At 66.0% G+C, this 19,258-nt stretch carries 12 protein-coding genes and 1 CRISPR repeat array; of the genes, 10 read left to right on the forward strand and 2 right to left on the reverse strand.

Going from position 1 to position 19,258, the window contains the following annotated elements:
• Positions 1-296: 296 nt before the first annotated feature.
• Complete coding sequence (locus IF46_RS0109375; RefSeq protein WP_030487905.1) at positions 297-1,307, forward strand: mechanosensitive ion channel family protein; 1,011 nt, start codon at positions 297-299, stop codon at positions 1,305-1,307.
• Between the two features lie 243 nt (positions 1,308-1,550).
• Here the strand turns inward: IF46_RS0109375 and IF46_RS0109380 are convergent, their stop codons facing one another.
• Positions 1,551-1,913, reverse strand: a complete 363-nt coding sequence (locus tag IF46_RS0109380) for a VOC family protein (RefSeq protein WP_232233985.1) — start codon at positions 1,911-1,913, stop codon at positions 1,551-1,553.
• 337 nt (positions 1,914-2,250) lie between these two features.
• Complete coding sequence (locus IF46_RS34315; RefSeq protein WP_232233986.1) at positions 2,251-2,403, reverse strand: hypothetical protein; 153 nt, start codon at positions 2,401-2,403, stop codon at positions 2,251-2,253.
• An 858-nt stretch (positions 2,404-3,261) separates the two neighbouring features.
• A CRISPR array of direct repeats spans positions 3,262-4,456; the repeat unit is 28 nt; unit sequence CTGCTCCCCGCGTACGCGGGGGTGATCC.
• Between the two features lie 739 nt (positions 4,457-5,195).
• On the opposite strand from IF46_RS34315, the gene IF46_RS0109390 reads away from it, so the two are divergent.
• The 9 genes from IF46_RS0109390 to cas7e all read left to right on the forward strand — a co-directional run bounded on the left by IF46_RS0109390 (position 5,196) and on the right by cas7e (position 19,255).
• Complete coding sequence (locus IF46_RS0109390; protein ID WP_232233997.1) at positions 5,196-5,906, forward strand: DUF429 domain-containing protein; 711 nt, start codon at positions 5,196-5,198, stop codon at positions 5,904-5,906.
• Positions 5,907-5,919: 13 nt separating this feature from the next.
• Positions 5,920-7,152: a DUF6361 family protein gene (locus tag IF46_RS0109395; protein ID WP_157562799.1), complete on the forward strand. Its 1,233-nt coding sequence runs from the start codon at positions 5,920-5,922 to the stop codon at positions 7,150-7,152.
• On the forward strand, positions 7,139-8,890 hold the full coding sequence (locus IF46_RS0109400; RefSeq protein WP_030487909.1) for a phospholipase D family protein: 1,752 nt from the start codon (positions 7,139-7,141) through the stop codon (positions 8,888-8,890). Before IF46_RS0109395 ends, IF46_RS0109400 begins: the two co-directional genes overlap by 14 nt.
• Positions 8,887-11,979, forward strand: coding sequence for a C-terminal helicase domain-containing protein (locus IF46_RS0109405; RefSeq protein ID WP_030487910.1), 3,093 nt, complete (start codon positions 8,887-8,889; stop codon positions 11,977-11,979). The genes IF46_RS0109400 and IF46_RS0109405 overlap by 4 nt, the downstream gene beginning before the upstream one ends.
• A gap of 991 nt (positions 11,980-12,970) precedes the next feature.
• Complete coding sequence (locus IF46_RS0109410) at positions 12,971-15,439, forward strand: CRISPR-associated helicase/endonuclease Cas3 (protein ID WP_084597840.1); 2,469 nt, start codon at positions 12,971-12,973, stop codon at positions 15,437-15,439.
• Complete coding sequence (locus IF46_RS0109415; protein ID WP_030487912.1) at positions 15,432-15,830, forward strand: hypothetical protein; 399 nt, start codon at positions 15,432-15,434, stop codon at positions 15,828-15,830. The genes IF46_RS0109410 and IF46_RS0109415 overlap by 8 nt, the downstream gene beginning before the upstream one ends.
• A 3-nt stretch (positions 15,831-15,833) precedes the next feature.
• Complete coding sequence (gene casA, locus IF46_RS0109420; protein WP_030487913.1) at positions 15,834-17,453, forward strand: type I-E CRISPR-associated protein Cse1/CasA; 1,620 nt, start codon at positions 15,834-15,836, stop codon at positions 17,451-17,453.
• Positions 17,454-17,464: 11 nt separating this feature from the next.
• Positions 17,465-18,070 carry a type I-E CRISPR-associated protein Cse2/CasB gene (gene casB, locus IF46_RS32390; RefSeq protein WP_051723790.1) on the forward strand — a complete coding sequence of 202 codons (606 nt, stop codon included), beginning with the start codon at positions 17,465-17,467 and terminating at the stop codon, positions 18,068-18,070.
• Positions 18,071-18,082: 12 nt separating this feature from the next.
• Positions 18,083-19,255 carry a type I-E CRISPR-associated protein Cas7/Cse4/CasC gene (gene cas7e, locus IF46_RS0109430; protein ID WP_030487915.1) on the forward strand — a complete coding sequence of 391 codons (1,173 nt, stop codon included), beginning with the start codon at positions 18,083-18,085 and terminating at the stop codon, positions 19,253-19,255.
• The last annotated feature ends 3 nt before the right edge of the window (positions 19,256-19,258 follow it).

A 19,258-nucleotide genomic window follows, 5' to 3' on the forward strand; every position in this document is an offset into this window, starting at 1 on the left:
ATCCTCGCAGACCTTTTGACCCTTAAAGCCGCTTCGCGAGGGTCAGGACATGTCCCATCCGCAGTTGACGTGGGTGGGCGAGGAAGACGCGGTGTTGCCATAGGCATCGTCCACGGTGCCACCCTGCTGCTGCGTCCCCTGCCGGCACGCCGACGACTGGCCACCGGCGTTCGCCACTGCCGTCTGGCATTTTCGATATCCACGACTTGCCACCGGATCCGATGACACCCTCGACGCGGGGAGTGCGGTCGTACGTTCAGGGGAGGCGGCATCAGGATCACGGTGAACGGCTGCTGATGGGTACCGCGTTGATCGTGTTGGCCGCGCTGGCGGCGGCCGTGGTCGTGGACCTGGTCTCGGGCGTGCTGATCCGCCGGGTCGCTCGTGGCCGCTATCGGTGGCTGCTGGATCCGCTGCGGCACGCCTGCCGTCGCCCGGCGGCCGCGGTACTGCTGGTCGGGGTGCTGTACTACGCGCTGCCGCCCGGCCCGGCCCGGTGGCTGCCTCATCTGCGGCACGCCATCCTCATGGCCTTAATCGCCACCGGCGCGTGGCTGGTGGTCAAGGCATTGCACGTCGCCGAGGCGGTCGCGTTCAACAGGCTGCCGAGCGATCCGGTCACGAGCCGGCGGGTCCGGCGGGCCCGGACCCAGATCCGCCCGGTACGGCGGCTCACCGTGGCCGTGGTCACGATCGTCGCGGTCGGCCTGATCCTGGTCACCTTCCGGCCGGTACGCCTCTTCGGCGTCTCCGTGCTGACCTCGGCAGGGGTGGTCGGCGCGTTGATCGGCCTGTCCGCTCGAACCGCGCTCGGCAACGCGTTCGCCGGCGTCCAGGTCGCCTTCGCCGACGGTCTGCACGTCGGCGACGTGTTGGTGGTGGACGGCGAATGGGGCCGGGTCGAGGAGGTGAAGCTGACCAACGTGGTGATCCGGCTCTGGGACGACCGGATGCTCATCCTGCCGACCACGTACTTCACCGAGCGGCCGTTTCAGAACTGGACCCGGAACGAGTCCCGGGTAATTGGCAAGATCCAGTTACATGTCGACTACACCGCCGACCTGGACGACCTGCGCCGAGAGGCGCGTCGACTGGTCGAGTCCTCACCGCTGTGGGACCGAGGCCAGTGGGTGCTCCAGATGATCGACTCCACCCCTCAGACCGTGGTCATCCAGGTGCAGGCCTCGGCCGCCGACGGCGCCAGCGCCTGGGACCTGCGCTGCGACCTACGCGAGGGACTGATCCGCTACCTGCGGGACCACCATCCCCAGTGGCTACCCCGCACCCGCAACCAACACCAGCCCTGACCAACGGCACCCACCCACCACCATTGCTGACGGCCACAAGGAGCGCCGCAGTCGGTTGAACGCAGCCCGGCCATGGCCGAACGAAACAAGCGCCAGCCCTGTTCATAGCGACAGCTGGCAACATCTGCAGCGCTTGGCGGGAATCAAGAAACCCAACTGCCGCTTCATCCAGGACGACTCGGCAGATGAAGCGGCAGGTCAGAGCGTTCTGCAGGACGCGCGCCGATGGCCAACCATCCACGATCACACCCGGTAGTACTGCACGACGCAGAACTCGTTGTCCTCCGGGTCGGTCATGACGAGGACTGCGCCCTCTTGGTAGTCATGCCGTTCACCTGTCCACCGCCCGCCCAACATCCCGATCCGATCGACCGCTTCGCCAACGTCGGTAACGGCGATGTCGAGGTGTAGTCGCGTCTTGCCGGCCTTGGGCTCCGGGACCGGCTGGAATGTCAGCACCGGGCCGCCCCCGGCGACAGTGACGCGCCGCCAGCCGGGAAGAGACTCCGTCACGCGTCCTCCAAGCACCACGCACCAGAAGTCAGCCAGTCGCTGCGGATCCCGGCAGTCGACCGTGACTCCGGCAAGTCGGCCCAGTGTCTCCACGACACCGACCATAGCGACGATGTGCAGCCCGCTCCCACTGGGGCGCACTCATCTCGGCAGATCCGAACGCCGAACCGCGCGTCGCTGGTTGGCTACCGCTACGCGACGTCACCAATCAGAACGTCGACCGATCCTATTGGTGTAACGAATGTCGATCCGCTGATCAGCGAAAGGTTGGCTAATCCGATGCAGCTCTGTACGACAAGTAGTACCGGAATCTGCACCGGAGTCAGCACGCCGAACCCAGCCCGACTCGACTCGGATCCGTCGATCGACGACGAGAACAACGCCGTCGGCCAAGCCGATACTCGGGGTCGGCCGACCGTGTTGCCCGCGTCTACACCCCTTCCCTGATGCCTAGTTGCACCTGGATCTCCTGGGCCCGTTCAGCTGCCGCGCTGGCGCCGTAGTGCCGGGGCATGTCCTCGGAGGTCCAGCCCAACAGCAGCATCAGGTCGCCGGTGAGCTTGGTGACGTCCAGTAGAGCCATGTCGGTCACCCGTCGAGTCAAGGGGTCGATAAGCGGCGTGCTCGACCTCGACGAACCACCGTGAACACAAAAAAGAGGGTTCCCACAGGCTCTGACCTGTGGAAACCCTCTCGCTGTCGGGACGGCCGGATTCGAACCGACGACCCCTTGACCCCCAGTTTTACAACGATTCTGTCACGCCATGCCGGAACGGTCTTATACATCCTCCAATGCGGACAGAACCGCATCCCTTGATGATGCCCACTGCTGGCCCATGTCAGCCACTCCCCCACGGTGAACCTCGATCCGTTACCGGAGTTGTTACGGCGACCAGTCAAGAGTCCGCTCTGACGTTGGGTCCCGTGGTTCTGTGGCAGATCACCCATCCTACAGAGCATCCTAGGAAGACATCTCCTATCGAATGGCAAGTGGCCACCCATGCGCACCCGTTTCCGATGCAGCCGGGATCACGGCCGCTCGGAATTCCCGTCGCAGCCCGAACCCGACCACTCTCTTCCGCTGGCGGATCTAGTGGCGGGTCTACTCGGCCCGGAGCCGGAGCGCCTCCGCCGAAGGCGGCCTAACCTCCGCCCAGACAGCACCTCGACCTGCTGGCGCGGATCGATTCCGTCGCTCCCATCGTGTTCATAGGCCCACCGGCTTCGCATGGCAAGTCGCGGGCAGGCAACGTCATCTTTGCTCAGCCGGTAGATGCAGCGCTCCCTGGTCGTTCCACTTGAGCCTCACCAACTACGCTGTAACCGAACTCGTTCGCCCTCCACATACCTCCTTAGACCAACCGAAACCGAGTGAATGGTCTTGCGGAACCTAGTGAATGAAAACCGCGAAGTCGATCTCTAACGCCGCAGGTCAAGAAGTCTGCTCCCCGCGTACGCGGGGGTGATCCTACGTCCGCGGCTTCACCGACGAGGAGCTGCTCCTGCTCCCCGCGTACGCGGGGGTGATCCCAGGGCTCCGGAGTCATCAGCCAACGGCCAAACCTGCTCCCCGCGTACGCGGGGGTGATCCGGGTCTCGAGTTCGTGCGGGGCATCCACCTCACCTGCTCCCCGCGTACGCGGGGGTGATCCCCCCCCCAGACACCCTGTTTTCCGCCTCTGGAGGCCTGCTCCCCGCGTACGCGGGGGTGATCCGCTGACGCAAGCTGAGCTGAAGGCACTTTATGACTGCTCCCCGCGTACGCGGGGGTGATCCCTGTCTACGGTATTCGTGCCTGGTTCAATGACGCTGCTCCCCGCGTACGCGGGGGTGATCCGCGGTAGGACTGGCCGGACTCCTCCACCAGTTGCTGCTCCCCGCGTACGCGGGGGTGATCCCGGACGCTCCCCAAGGCGAAACGTATCGAGCTTCTGCTCCCCGCGTACGCGGGGGTGATCCCGTGGTCCGCCGCCTGCCCGACCCGCCGGCTACCTGCTCCCCGCGTACGCGGGGGTGATCCTGGCAGCGAAAAGACCGCCGCACCATTCAAATCCTGCTCCCCGCGTACGCGGGGGTGATCCCGACACGGCGTCGGTAGCGGTGGTGGTGATGTCCTGCTCCCCGCGTACGCGGGGGTGATCCGTGGGAACCGGCGCGGCCGATCGCGGAGTTGCACTGCTCCCCGCGTACGCGGGGGTGATCCCACGGCTGTCAGCAGCGAGGAGCAGTCCACCATCTGCTCCCCGCGTACGCGGGGGTGATCCGGCGGTCCCCAGGGTGGCTCCCACGTCCGCACCCTGCTCCCCGCGTACGCGGGGGTGATCCGGCTGAGCGGTCAACGGGGTTGTCCCGGACGGCCTGCTCCCCGCGTACGCGGGGGTGATCCCGCGACTTGCGTCTCCGTCGCCTCCCCCGCCACCTGCTCCCCGCGTACGCGGGGGTGATCCTCGGCCACGACTTCATGGCCCGTGGGATGAATCCTGCTCCCGCTCCCCGCGTACGCGGGGGTGATCCCTTGTCGCTGGTCTTCTGCTCGTCTTGACGAGCTGCTCCCCGCGTACGCGGGGGTGATCCGGGCGTGACCCGGTACGACGACTCGCACGACACCTGCTCCCCGCGTACGCGGGGGTGATCCCATGCGCGGCCCGAAGCGCGACACGGTCAAGGACTGCTCCCGCGTACGGGGGGTGATCCGGCCATGGCCGTACCGATGTTTCGGTACGTCCGGCTGCTCCCCGCGTGCGCGGGGATGATCCCGACACCAGCAACAAGCCGATGTTGGGCCCGATCTACTCCCCGCGTAGCGGGGGTGATCCCGCACGCCTGGGCGTGGACGGCGTCAGCTGAAACTGCTCCCGCGTACGTGGGGGTGATCCCTCGAACGGGTAGCGGGGCTGCGGACTGATGTCCTGCTCCCCGGGCACACGGGGGTGATTCGTCCGCGCGGACCTGGGCGGCGGGATCTGGCGCTGCTCTCCGCGCGCCCGGGGGTGATCCAGAGGCCACGAAGCTCGGCCTCGACAAGGAGGCCTGCTCCCCGCGCAGCTGGGGAGTAATCCAGGGCATGACGGCTGACCCTGGAGACCGGCGGCTGCTCCCCGCGCACACTCGGGGGTAATCCCGTGTGCATCGTCTGCTGAGCCTGGACAGACTGGAGGTGGGGGCTTACTACCCGTCATCTCCATCGCCAGCTGCCGCGCGCGAAGGCCGGAGCAACGAACAACCTGGCTTGTGGCCGTGCCGTGCTGGTACTCGTATACGGCTGAACGTCTTGCAATGACCATCGATCGGATCATGACCGCCAGCCCTAGCGGTACCTAGAGTGGTGGGGTGTTAACCCTCGGCGTTGACCTTGCAGCCGCAGACGAACGTACGGTGACGGCCACAATCGAGTGGCTACCAGGCCGGGCAGTAGTACGGGAGGTAGCCCTTGACGTCAGTGACGCTCGGATCGTCGAAGCGAGTCGGCACGCGGACAAGACAGGGTTGGACTGTCCGCTCGGTTGGCCGGAGCCGTTCGTCACCCTCGTCACGACCCACCAGGTCGGCCATGTGATGGCTCCTGACGGCGAGGGCGGACCCTGGCGGCGTCACTTGGCCTATCGCCAGACTGACGAAGTGGTGCGCAAGGAGACCGGAATCATCCCCCTCAGCGTGGCTGCGGACCGCATCGGGCACGCAGCCTTTCGCTGCGCCGGTTTGCTGGCGATGCTCGCCGCCGATGGTCAGGATGTCGATCGTTGCGGCGACGGCAAGATCGTCGAGGTGTACCCGGCAGCGGCCCTGAACCGTTGGGGCTTAGCGCATCGCGGTTACAAGGGGCGCCGTCAGCAGGCCCAGCACGCCGAACTTGTCACCGCATTGTGTGCGGCCGCGCCCTGGCTGGAGCTTGGAGCGTTCGAGGCGTTGGTGCGGCGTAGCCATGATGCTTTCGACTCGGTGGTCGCGTCGTTGGTTGCCCGCGCTGCAGCGACCGGCAAGGCGAGCAGGCCGGACGACGAGCAGCGGGCAGCGGCGCGTTCCGAGGGATGGATCGCTCTGCCTACCTACCCACTCGCCGGCCTTTTCGACTTGGCAGCAGCGTAACCGGAAGGTACCCATGGCTTCAGGACTGAGCTGGCTGGACAGTTCCCGCGACGATCAAAATCGTATGCGCGAGCTACTCAAGCTTTTCAGCGACACGGAGAGCCGGGACGAGCTGGGCATCGGCCAGATCCGGGACGCGTTCAGCGACTTACTCTTCCCGGGCACCTCCGTTTTGCAGGCCCGGGCGCGATACCTACTGATCGTGCCGTGGTGCTACCAGGAGGCGCAGCGGCGTGGACTGCGCGGCGACCGTCTCGCTGCGCAGGTTGACCGCACCGAGCGAAAGGTGATCGCCGCGCTGCTGCGAGGCGACGAGACGGAGGGCGTGATCGGTCGCCGGGCTGGTGTCGGGGTACAGACGCTGCCGTCGAGCATCTATGCGGCGGCGTTGCTCGAATACGGCATTCGCACTGGCGACGATGAGGACGCACCGAACCGCCGACTGGCCGGACTGGCCGACGCCGATGAGCTGACGGAACGAGCGAGCGGAATCTGGCACCCGACGCTGCCGGCCCGACCGATGAAGTTTCCAGACGAGGTTGAGGGTGGATTGAGGTTGACGCCGGATGAGGGACGTTGGCTGCGAGAGCGGATCCTCACCGCGGCGCCCGGCACACTGCTGGCGTACCTCCTTGAGCCCGAACACCGACCCGGTTGGGACAGCGACGCGCCATGGGAGGAGCCGGCGGTGCTGGCCGCGCCGGAGCCGATCGGCTCGCTGGTACAGGACGCCGCACTGTTCTCGCTGGCGATCCACGGCGCGGCGTTGCTGTACAACCTCCTCGTGGCGGAGCGGTACGAGGAATCCGGTCTGACCGAACGTGAGGCGCCGGTGGACAGATACCGAGACAAGCTGTCGCGCTGGAACGAGCGCGTGTCGGCGGAGCAAGGCCTCAAGGGCTGGGCTCGGTCGGGCATGTGGGACCGGTTGGTCGAGAGGAATCCACGGATAGCGTCGAACGCCACTGCGCGCCGGTTCATCGACCGCTGGTTTGACGCGGTCGCAAGCGGAGCCGCGACCGCGGCCGCCACGGACCAGAGTTTGCGCAATCTCGTGGCCGAGCGGGAGCGGGCGGTGAAAAAGGGGCAGTCACGGTTAATCAACGACAAGCTGCTGCGTACGTGGAGTGGTGCCTCCGGCAGTCGACCGCTGGTGTATCGATGGCCGCAAGTCCGCCGGATCCTCGTCGACATCCACGACGGCTGTGCCGCTGACCTGTCGGAGGCTGCGAATGCTCGCGCCTGACTCTCGTTCGCTGCTGCTCGATGCCTTGCGCCCGCCACCGGGTATGCGGATGTCGCGCGCCGTGGCGTTGACCTTCACGCTGGATCTGGAGAGTCTGCTGGTCGCCCCGCTTGCCTTCGCCGCGCACGGCTTACGCGAGTCGACTGACCCGATCGCGGTGATGGAGGGCGTGCGGCAGTGCGCCGACCGGATCGACGTGTTCTGTCAGGCCGGGCAGATCGTGGTTCCACCGACGAAGTCAGCGCTGCTGGCGTTTGTCGAGCCGATGGTGCACCAGGTGCGCCGGCCCAAGCCGGGTCGGCTGTTCCACCCGAAGCTGTGGGCGCTGCGTTTTGAGGACGAAGCGACCGGGGAGACGTCGCTGCGGCTGTTGGCACTCAGTCGCAACCTGACCAAGGACCACAGCTGGGACGTGTGCCTGCGCCTGGAAGGCTACCCGGGCACCCGCCGGGTGGCGGGCAACAAACCCTTGTTTGACCTGCTGCAACACACTCTGCGGCTGGCGGTGTCGCCCCTGCCGCCGGACCGGCAGGCCGCGGTCGAGGCGCTGGGCGAGGATCTACGTCGAGCCGCGTGGGAGTACCCCGAGGGCGCCCGGGAGATGTTCTTCCATGCGCTAGGAGTTCCTCGTACTCCGCCACCGGACTTCGCCGGCACACGTCATCTGGTCATTTCCCCGTTCTGCACCCCCGACGGTCTGGACCGGTGCGCACCAAGCGGCAAGCTGGCGTTGGTGAGCCGGCAGGAGACTCTCGACTGCCTACCCGAGGAGAGCCTGGCCGGTTCCGAGACGTTCGTGGTGAACGCCTTGGCCGGTTTGCCGGCTGAGGAATCGCCGTCGGGCCAGGAAGTGCTCAACGGGCTGCACGCAAAGGTGTACGTGGTGGAGAAGGGGCACCAGGCGCGACTTCTCCTCGGCTCCGCAAATGCCACAGGTGCGGCGTTCGACGGCAACGTCGAGCTAATGGTGGAGCTGGTAGGTGGCCGCGCTCAGTGGGGTATCGATGCTCTCCTTGGCCCGAAGGCAGCGCTTCGCGAGATCCTCGAACCCTACGAACGCCAGAACGTCGCCGAGCCGGATCCCGAAGCGGACCGTCTCCGTAATCTGGTCCGCGACCTCGCGGCGATTCCGCTGCTAGCGACCGTCATGCCCGAGGCAGACAGCTACCGCCTCCGGGTGACCTCCCAAGACACTGTGCCCAAAGTGCCAGGCGTACGGATCACCGCGCAGCTGCATACTCGTCGCGGGGAGGCGACTGTGCTCGCGTCGGGACAGCCGGTCGACGCCGTGTTCACCGGGCTCGCGCTGGTCGACATCACCCCGTTCGTCATCGTTTCCGCTGAGGACAGCAGCAGCCGGGAACAAGCCGTCATCCTCGCCACCCTGCTCGGCGATCCCCTACACCGCCTCGATCACGTCATCGCCCAGCAGATCGACACGCCGGAGAAGTTCCTGCGGTTCCTGCTACTGATGCTCGGCCTCGGCACTGATGCCACCGCCCTGGTAAGCGGTGCCGCTGACGGCGACGGCGCATGGCGTAGCAGCGGAACTGGGATTTTCGAACTTCTCCTCAACGCTCTCGTCGACCGGCCGCAACAACTCGACGACCTGGCCAGACTCGTCAGCCGCCTTGAGGCCAGCGGCGACGGCAAGCGACTGCTGCCACCCGGCTTCACCGAGGTGTGGCAGGTCGTCATGCAAGCGCAGGATGCGATGACAGAGGCGGTGCGCGCATGAGCCGGTACGACGCCGGCCTGGTCATGGCCGGATTGAAGGACTTCCAGCGCGCCACCGTCGCGCATGTCATCGACCGGTACTTCGGCGTCGATCCGACCCGCCGGTTCCTGGTCGCCGACGAAACCGGCCTCGGCAAGAGTGTGGTCGCCCGAGGCGTGATCGCCCAGACTCTGCAGCGACTACAGGACGACGACAGCATCGAGCGGGTCGACGTCATCTATGTCTGCTCCAACCAGGATGTAGCGCGGCAGAACATCGGCCGGCTAAAGGTCACTCCCGACGAGACCGTCATGCTGTCCAGCCGGCTCACCCTGCTCGCTAAGCACACGGACAAGCTCAACGCCGCCACGGGTGCCGCCGGCAAACCAATCAACCTGGTCGCCTTCACCCCTGGCACCTCCTTCGACCAAGGCTGGCGCACCGGAACTGCGGAGGAACGCGCACTGCTGTTCTTGATCCTCGAACAGGCGGGCTCGTGGAACGGCTGGCGAACCCGGGCCGCACTGCGCGCGTTGCAGGCGGGCGTCGCGAACCCCGAGCGTTTCGAGGACCAGTGCGACCGGCTGTGGGAGAACCTTGGCAGGAAGCTCGACCCCACGATTACAGGCGAGTTCCTACGCCAGGCCCAGCAGCGGGGACTCCTCGACAGATTCAACGGACTGCTCGACGGCATCGGCCGGCGCTCGGCGCTGCCTGACGCACTCCGGGAGAACGCCCGGAGGCTTACCGGGGATCTTCGTACGGCGCTGGCCACTGCGGGTGTCGAGGTCCTCGAACCCGATTTGATCATCCTCGACGAGTTCCAGCGTTTCCGGGAGCTACTCGACCCGAACGGCGGCGAGGGCGCCGAGCTCGCCCGGCACTTGTTCGACTACCGGGATGCACGGGTCTTGTTGCTGTCCGCCACCCCCTACAAGCCGTTCACCTTCGCCGAAGAGGCAGCCGCCGGCGAGGACCACTACAGCGACTTCCGACAAGTGCTGCGCTTTCTCAACGACGACGTGTCCTGGCACGCCGATGTGACGAAGGCATTCGAGGCGTACCGGGAGGCTCTGGTCCGCGGCGAGCCGTGCGCGGACCTGCGCGGCTGGCTACGCGATCTGCTGCTACCGGTCATGTGCCGCACCGAGCGACCCTTACTCGGGCAGGACGGGATGCTGCGCGAGCACATCACCCTGGCCGACGACCTCAACCCGCAGGACGTACGCAGCTACGTGGCGATGCGCAAGATCGCCAAGAGTGTCGGCGCTCCCATGACCGTCGAATACTGGAAGTCCGCACCGTACTTCCTAAATTTCCTCGACGGCTACCAACTCGGCACCAAGGTCCGCGCGGCGCTCGATGACCAGGCAGATTCCGAGATACCAGCACTACTGGCCACCGCGCAGTTGCTCGATGCTGGGACGATCCGCCGACGCGAGCCCGTCGATTTCGGCAACGGCCGGCTGCGGCAGCTCGCCGCAGACACCGTCGACCGAGGCTGGTGGCAACTCCTGTGGCTGCCACCGTCGCTCCCCTACCACGCGCTCCGCGAGCCGTTCGCTACCGCAGCAGATGACGGCATCACCAAGCGGCTGCTGTTCTCGTCCTGGAACGCCACTCCCACCGCAGTGGCAGGCTTGCTCAGCTACGAGGCCGAACGTCGACTGGGCGCTGCCGGGGAGGGACACCGGCACCTCGACTACCGCCTCGAACACGGCCGGCCGGCGGCGATGAGCATCCTCGCGCTCTTCTGGCCCCATCCCGCCCTGGCCGAGCTGTGCGACCCACTGGCACTAGCTCGACAGCGACCGGATGACATCGCGTCCCTCGACGCCTTCGAGCAAGACATCCAGGAACTGCTCCGCGCTCATACCTCTGCGGGGGCATCGTCCGACGCAGCAGGTCCGGCTGAGCCGTGGGAGCTGATCTTTCAATGGCCCGGCGCCGATCCCGGCATCGAGGACCCCGCTGCGGCCCTCGGTTCGTCCGCGGACGAGGGGCCGGCTACGGGTCTAGACGGGCACGTGGCCCGAGCCCGCGAATTGTCTCACCACGCTGTCTACCCGACAGAGGACCAGCTGGACGGGCTGATCGACAGCGTCACTGCCATCGGTTTGCACGGTCCCGGCAACGTCGCCTGGCGGGCGCTGTCCCGGCTGATCGAGCCGGGAAGCCAGGTCACCCCATCAGGACACTGGCGCGCTGCTGCGCTCCTCGCCAACGGACTGCGCTCCCTGTTCAACCGGCCGGAGTCCGCACAGCTGCTCGACCACCTGACAATGGGCAAGGTCTACTGGCAGGCGGTGCTCCGATACTGCGCGGCCGGCGGGCTGCAGGCCGTACTCGACGAGCACCTACATACGTTGCGCAGTGCGGCCTCGGACACCCTGCTGGACGACGACGAGCTATGGAAAATCGCCGACGAGGCGCGGCAGGCGATGGCCAGCCGACAGTCGACGTATGAAGCCTTCGATCCGCACCACCCGCAGCGGCCGATCAAGCTGCCCGGACGGTTCGCCCTACGCTACGGCGGGCGCGGCGAGGAGCAATCTCAGATCGACCGCAAGGTGGTCGTGCGGCGCTCATTCAACAGCCCCTTCTGGCCGTTCATCGTTGCCACTACAAGCGCGGGCCAGGAAGGCATCGACTTCCACCAGTGGTGCTCAGCCGTCGTGCACTGGAACACGCCCGCCAACCCCGTCGACTTCGAGCAACGTGAGGGGCGGGTACACCGCTTCGGCGGCCACGCCGTACGACGAAACGTTGCCGCTGCGCACCGGGGCGACGCCCTGCGCTCCTCAGAGCCGGATGTCTGGAAAGCCCTGTACGACGCCGCCCGAGCAGAGTCGGGAGAGCTCGGCGACTTCGCGCCGTACTGGGTGTTCCCGGGGGAAGCAAAAGTCGAGCGGCATGTTCTGCCCTACCCGCTCAGTCGCGACCAGGCGCGGTTCGACCGGCTCAAGGCGAACTTGGTGCGATACCGGCTCGCTTTCGGTCAGCCGCGACAGGAAGACCTGCTCCTTCTTCTGCAACGGCAGCCGATCGGCGAAACCGATGTGCCTGAGGTCCTCGATCTACGGCCCAAGCCTGACGGAAACCAGCCGTAAGGCAACTGGCCGACGACGCGAGCCGATGATTAGGCTGAAGCCGAGGATGCTTGGCGTGTTCAGCAACCGTCGACACCGAGACGAGGGGAACGATCCTACAATCCAAAATGGATGAAACCGTAGAGTTGATCTCAAAAGCCGCAGGTCAAGAAGTCTGCTCCCCGCGCACGCGGGGATGATCCGCGCGCCGACAAGTGGGGCGTGGCGTACGCCGACTGCTCCCCGCGCACGGGGGTGATCCCTGGGTGCGCAGCACCGCCGCGTATTCCCGCGGCCGCTCCCCGCGCACGCGGGGGTGATCCCACGATGTAGAGCCGGTCGCGCCACTGCAGGGCCTGCTCCCCGCGCACGCGGGGGTGATCCATCCATGAGGTTGTCGAACACAGTGACCTCGGGCTGATCCCCGCGCATACAGGGTGATCGATGTTGGCACAGGGCGGCCAGCGTGTCCCGAGCCTGCTCCACGCGCACGCGGGGGTGATCCACGTCTGCAGCTCGGAGCTATCGACGTCGGCTGTTCGCCACGCACGCGGCGTTGTCCCACACCGGAGGCAGCTTGATCGACGGACTCTCGGGGAAAACTCCTCGGGAATGTGCTCAGCCTTGGGCCTATGCGCCTGCTCCTCGCGTAACCAGGGCTAATCCCCTCGCCACCACACCGTGAGCAGCTCGATGTCCAAATGCGCTCTATTCCAGGTTGTTCGGGCGGGTCGCACAGCAGGTCCGTTCGATTGGTGCAACTCGGTGATCTGGTTCCGTGCGGAGCAGACACAAGCCTTTCTCCCAGATCCGGGGGCTGTCCTAGTCCACCTCGGCCCGTCCTGCTAAGCCCCCACGGAGGAATGATCGGAGTTGTCACCATGCCGACAAACATCTTGGGCGACCAGCGTTGAGCGGACACTCTCGACCCTCTGCGAAGCAATGACGAGGCGCTAGGGCAGAGTCGCTGCCCTAGCCGTGCCGACTGAAATGGAAAGTGGAGCAAAGCTGAGTGACGGGTGTGGTGTCGGATCCTGAGCGAGTCGACGTTCGAGTCTTCTGGGGAAAGGCTGGTGCCGCGAAGCAGGGCGAGGAGACCATCCCGCACCCTCTGATCTGCCACACCATCGATACCGCCGCCGTCGCCGAGTTGCTCTACGAGCGGTTGCTCAGCTCCGCGAGTCGGCGGGAACTTGATGCAGCCTTCGAACCGCTCGGCGGTACCACGGCTCAGTGGGTAGCTCTGCTGTGCGGCCTGCATGACCTGGGGAAGCTGTCACCCGCGTTCCAGGCGCTCCGTGCGGACGTGGCAGCAAGGCTGCTTCCGCCTGAGGCTGTGCAGGAGACTGACAGGTTGGGTCGTCTGCGCAGCGGCTCCAGGCGCACGGACACTTTTCACGGCATCCTGACCGCATTCCACATCCGCCGCCTGCTCCAAGGCTGGGGTGCGAAGCCCGGCACGGCCCGCGTTCTTGCTCAGGTTCTCGGCGGCCACCACGGCGCCTTCTTCTCTGACCAGGTCCTCCGTGACGTCGAAGCGGCCGTCTTCGATCACGGCGGACATCGGTGGGCCGGTTGGGCTGAAGAGTTGTTTTGCCACACAGCATCGCTGCTGGGGCTTCCTGATCCCCGTACCGTCGCATGGGCGGACGTGACGCTCGGGACGGGCGCTGCGGTCGCGCTGGCCGGATTAACGACGGTGAGCGACTGGATCGCGTCCGGTTCCATCAGCAAGGCGACCCACGCCGGCGGTGGTGTCGACATGAGGGCATATGTTCAGCTGTCGCGGGACCGTGCGGTCGAGCAGGTCGTTGATCGGCTCGGATGGTCGGCATGGGCACCAGTCGAAGATCTCAGCTTCCAGTACCTGTTCGGCCAGCAGCCTCGGCCGTTGCAGAGGGCTGTCGAAGACAGGCTCGTCACCAAGTCTCGACCGGGCATCCTCGTCGTTGAGGCGCCTACCGGTGATGGCAAGACACGGACTGCATTGCAGTCGGCCATCAGCCTGATCCATGAACTCCGGTTGGCCGGCTTCTTCGTCGCGATGCCGACGCGAGCGACGAGCAACCAGATGTTCGATGAGGTCGACGACCTGGTGAAGAAGCTCGACCAGACTCTGTCGGTCAAGCTCCTGCATGGCACGGCTGGCGAGTACCTGGCCGACCGCCGGGTCCGGGCCGCGCGGAGCGAGGCGGTCAGCCCGGAGAACATCGGCACCGACGACCCCGCCGGCAGCCAGGACCTGGCGGTCCAGGAATGGTTCACCCGGCTTCGGGCTCTCCTCGCCCCGCTTGCCGTGGGCACCATCGATCGGGTGCTGCAGGGCGGTATCCGCTCCCCATGGGCGCCGGTTCCCCTGGTCGGCCTGTCCAACAGGGTGCTGATCGTCGACGAGGTGCACGGATACCAGGTCTACATGTCGACGATCCTGGATCGTCTGCTGCAATGGTTGGGCTGGCTCGGTGTGCCTGTGATCTTGCTGTCGGCGACCCTTCCCCGACTTCGCCGCGAAGAGTTGCTCCGCAGCTGGTATGCCGGTGTCCGCCATTGCCGTCCGGACCAGGCCGAGCTCGATCTGCCACCGCTCGCCTACCCGCACGCTGTGTGGGTGGATGAGACCGGCACCCCGGATGTCATCCACGCCGAGGCGTCGAGCGCTAACGCCGCCCGCGACGTCGACCTGCTGCACCTTCCAGACGACGATCTCGCAGGCTGGGCGTTGGAGCAGGCCGGCAGAGGGCACGCTGTCGCGGTAATCCACAACCTCGTACGACGCGTCGATCACACCGTGGCGTTGTTGGAAACCGCAGCGGCAGCGCTGCCCGAGCGCGACCGGCCGCGAATCGTCTCGATCACCGGCCAACTGTCGACAGCAGCACGCGCCGATGTCGAAATGGAGCTGCGGCGGATTGTTGGCCGGGATGGTCAACGTGCCGGTCGTGCTGGGTACATCGTCGTCGGTACTCAGGTTCTCGAGCAGAGTTTGGACCTCGACTTCGATTCGATGGCCAGTGACCTAGCTCCCGTTGACAGCCTGATCCAGCGCGCCGGGCGGCTGCACCGCTTCCGACCGAGCGATCCGCTCGCTCCACCTGTTCTCGTACTGATCGGGGTCACCGACAAGGCTTCGGGGCCGGATTGGCCCAGCTACACGGTCTTGATCTATCAGGACATGGTCCTGCTGCGCACCTGGGCCCTGCTGCGCGAGCGACGGCGCCTGCGGATGCCGGACGATGTGCCCAAACTCGTCGATGCCGTCTACTCAGATCCCGACACCATCACGTATCCCCCGGCGTGGAAAGCGCGATGGCACGTGGCACAAGACAAGCTCGACGCCGCAAGGGAAGTTGAGCGGAAGCTCGCGACGGCGCTCTATCTACCGCCCCCGACTAAGCCCGGCGCGGTCCTCGATCTGACGAGACACCCGAGGTACACCGGCCAGACCCGGAAGCCCGACGGGCGCGGGCGGCGTAATGGCTGATTTCGGAGGCGCCTTCTTCCTCGACGACTGGGTCGACGTGGTCGTGCTACGTACCCTGGACGGTCACACGGTTCCTGTATCCGGGAGCATCCTAGTTGATCTCTGCGACGAGGAACCACCAGGACCGGATCTGCTGTCTGAGTTGATGGATTCCACGGTGCGGGTGACCGCGGGTGAAGGATGCTCCCTCTTCGTCCGCGACAGCCTCCGCGCGATTCCGGTACCGGCGCTCTTCGCCGCGTCGCCATGGCTTGCTGCTTCCCGACCAGTGATCGTGCGAGACGGCAACGGGCTCGCTGGCGGCCTGTTAGTGCGGTACTCCGATGCCACCGGCCTTCGCATCGCCGACCCCGAGGCCGACCGTGACGTCAACCAAGATCAGGACGGATGAACCATGCGTTTCAACCTGGCCGAGGAGCCCTGGCTTCCGGTCGTCTGGCTGGACAGCACAAGCGAAGCCGACGACCATCCTGACGAGGTGGATCTCGTCACGCTGTTGACGAAGGCTCACCTGATCCGGCGAATCCTCGGGCACACGCCACCGATGACGGCGGCCCTTCACCGGCTGGTCCTGGCCCTGATGCACCGCGTCTATGGGCCGGTCGGCGAGGAGGAGTGGGGTGCCCTCTGGCAAGCCGAGCAGCTGCCGTCCCCCACCCAATCCCGAGGTGGCGCAGGGCAGCGCTTCCAAACCCGATGGTTCGAGTTGTTCGACAGTGAGCGTCCGTTCTTCCAGTGTCCCGCTGTGGCCGAGGTGACCCCCGCCAGTGCGGCGAAGCTGGTGCCGTATCTGGCCGTTGGCAATAACACGACGCTCTTCGACCACACCACCGCAACCGATGAAGTACGCCTGTCACCCGCGGAGGCAGCCCGCTGGCTGGTCACCCTGCAGGCGTATGACCCGGGCGGGATGAAGACGCCGTACGCCAAAGACAAGTCTTCACAGGTCGCACCTGCCAACGGCATGGGCCTGGTCCTGGTAGAGGGCAGCAATCTCAAGGAGACCTTGCTGCTCAACCTCATGCCCTACCTCCCAGGCGAAGAGATGCCGCGCAACACCGGTGCCGACGACCGACCCGTCTGGGAAGCCGATCCACCCCGACCTGAGCCAGACAAACGACACCCCAAGGGCTGGACCGACCTGCTCACCTGGCCCAGCCGACGCGTTTGGCTGGTGCCTCGGCAGTACGACGGGATCATGTACGTGGATCGAGTCGTCATCACCCCAGGAACCCGACTCTCCGGCGACCCGGAAGACAACGAATGGATGGCAGCACACCGGCGTGCAAGAACACGTCAAGGGCGCAGCACTAAGGAAAAGGTAAGCAAGCCGACTTATGGTCCGTGGTACCCGATGCGCCTACAGGAGCACCGCGGCGTGTGGCGATTCAGCCAGGAACTTCTCCTCGCCCCGATCGGCGGAGAGGAGCGGCACTGGCAGCGACCACCGACCCTCGACCACATCGCGAGCATGGCCGCAGGCGGCTACATCGCCACGGACGCTGTCTACACCCTCAGAATTTTCGGCCAGCAGCTCGACAGCAAGGGGTCGGTCATCCAGCAGGCATTGGAGGAGACAGTCGCGGCGCCGGTCGCACTGCTGCGGGCAGACTTCAAAGTCGCCGGCCCAGTCATCGGCTACAGCATCGAGCTTGCCAACCTCGTCGGCAGCGCGTTGACGCAAATGGAACGCGACCATCGGGCCCAATTCCGCGCTGCCGCCTCATCTAGCTTGGACCTCGCGTACTGGCCACGCTTGTCCCGGCCCTTCGATAGCTTTCTTCAAGCGATTGCCGTTGGACTTCAGACCGGTACGAGTTTGACCCGAGCCACACAGGCCTGGGCCAGCGCCATTCGGCAAATCGCGAGTCAGGCCGCAGTCCGGTGGGCCGAGGGTTCTCCGCGGCAGGGCCGCAACCTTGAGGTCGCCGGCGAGTGCTACGGGCGGTTCACCGATCAGCTCGACGACGAACTCAGGGCGTACCGCGGACACCTCGCCGGCTTCATCGACTAGGAGACAGCACGATGGACTCCAACTTCACCGTTGTCCAACGGCGGGAAGCTTTCATCCGCCACCTCTACCGACTGCACTACGCCGTCACCTCGGGCAACCCCCACCTATCGGGGGAAGCTCGTCAGACGCTAGCCCGGCTTCGTCGGTCCTTCGCCGGCCAGCAGCAGGAAGTCGAAGCCTACGACGTCGTCTTCCCGCACGAGCCGCCGCTTCGCGAACAGGACCTCTGGCTGCTGGTCGCCGGCCTGTTCGCGCTGCATCCGCACGGCAACACCGTTCGAGGGAGGAGCCTCGGCACCGCGATGCAGGAACTCGTCGAGAAGCGCCCCTCAGCGGCGCGCCGGTTCACTCAGCTGCTGTCAGTCGAACCGGCAGCGATGCCGCACTATCTGCGACAGGCCGTCCAGCTCCTGCGCTCCGCCGACGTCTCCATCGACTACCTGCGCCTGCTCAACGACCTGGCTGCGATGCGGCCATCCCGCGAAGAAACCCACCGCATTCGACTCAACTGGGCACGGGACTACCACAAACCGAAGCGCCGGCCCAGGGCCGGGCAGACCTCAACGACCGAACCAGAACCGACCGCAGACGCCACTGCGGAGCCGATCGATGCCTAACCAGGAGAAATAGTGATCATCGAGTTGCACCTGTTGCAGTCCTTCCCGGTCAGCAACCTCAACCGTGACGACGTCGGCCAGCCCAAGACCGCCACCTTCGGCGGTCAGTTGCGAGGCCGCATCTCCAGCCAATCGCTGAAGCGTTCGGCACGGCTGCTCTTTCAGCGCCACGGGCTCGAGGCCGGCGAGACCGGAGTCCGCACCAAGCGACTCGTGGCGAGTACCGCCGCCCTGCTCGAAGAGCGCGGCCGCAACCGTGACGAGGCAGTCGGCGTTGCCTCATCGGCGCTGCTGGCCCTTGGCTTGGGGCTTGACAAGCGCCGACCCGCACTCACCGAGTACCTGCTCTTCGTCGGTAACGACGCTGTGGGTCTACTCGCCGACTACTGCGAGCGTGACTGGGGCCCACTGGCCGCCGACGCGGCGGCCCGGGCAAAAGCCGCCGAGAAGAAGAAGGCTGACAGCTCGAAGGACGACTCGACCGAGGAAAAGAAGAGCAAAGTCAGGCCCGACAAGCCGACACTTGAGGCAGCAGCACGGATCCTCGACGCCAGCCGCGTCGTCGACGTAGCCCTCTTCGGACGCATGATTGCCGACAACAAGGACTTCAACGTCAACGCCGCGTCCCAGGTCGCACACGCCATCTCCACCCACGCAGTGGTCAATGAGTACGACTACTTCACGGCTGTCGACGACCTGCAACCCTCCGATGAGTCCGGCGCCGACATGATCGGCACCGTCGACTTCAACGCTGCCTGCTACTACCGGTACGCCAACCTTCACCTCGATCAGCTGAGCCATAACCTCCGTGGGGACACTGACCTGATGGCACGGGCCACCCGGGCATGGTTGGACGCGTTCATCGACGCGGTGCCCAGTGGTAAGCAGAACTCGATGGCTGCCCTCACGCCGCCCGAGACGCTCCTGGTCGTGGTTCGTGACTCGGGCGCATGGAACCTGGCGAACGCCTTCCTCAAGCCGGTCTCCGAGAGCGACCTCATGGTGGCCTCCACCCGAGCGCTGCTAGGGCACTTCAATCGCATACGCCGCTTCTACGGGGAGGGCGGGATCCGCGCGATTGTCGCCGCCTCTGTTACCGCTGAACTGGACGGTCTCGCGGAAGGTGAGATCGCGCCTAGTCGGCACGAGCTGGTGTCGCGGGTCTTGGCCGCGACGAAGGCCTGACCA

It is taken from the genome of Micromonospora chokoriensis (genome assembly GCF_000718555.1).
GTDB lineage: Bacteria > Actinomycetota > Actinomycetes > Mycobacteriales > Micromonosporaceae > Micromonospora > Micromonospora chokoriensis_B.

Coding starts and splice junctions, on each gene's coding strand:
- casB (WP_051723790.1), top strand. CDS start 17,465: ATGGACTCCAACTTCACCGTTGTCCAACGGCGGGAAGCTTTCATCCGC.
- IF46_RS0109395 (WP_157562799.1), top strand. CDS start 5,920: ATGGCTTCAGGACTGAGCTGGCTGGACAGTTCCCGCGACGATCAAAAT.
- IF46_RS0109415 (WP_030487912.1), top strand. CDS start 15,432: ATGGCTGATTTCGGAGGCGCCTTCTTCCTCGACGACTGGGTCGACGTG.
- IF46_RS34315 (WP_232233986.1), bottom strand. CDS start 2,403: ATGGCTCTACTGGACGTCACCAAGCTCACCGGCGACCTGATGCTGCTG.
- IF46_RS0109400 (WP_030487909.1), top strand. CDS start 7,139: ATGCTCGCGCCTGACTCTCGTTCGCTGCTGCTCGATGCCTTGCGCCCG.
- IF46_RS0109375 (WP_030487905.1), top strand. CDS start 297: ATGGGTACCGCGTTGATCGTGTTGGCCGCGCTGGCGGCGGCCGTGGTC.
- IF46_RS0109405 (WP_030487910.1), top strand. CDS start 8,887: ATGAGCCGGTACGACGCCGGCCTGGTCATGGCCGGATTGAAGGACTTC.
- casA (WP_030487913.1), top strand. CDS start 15,834: ATGCGTTTCAACCTGGCCGAGGAGCCCTGGCTTCCGGTCGTCTGGCTG.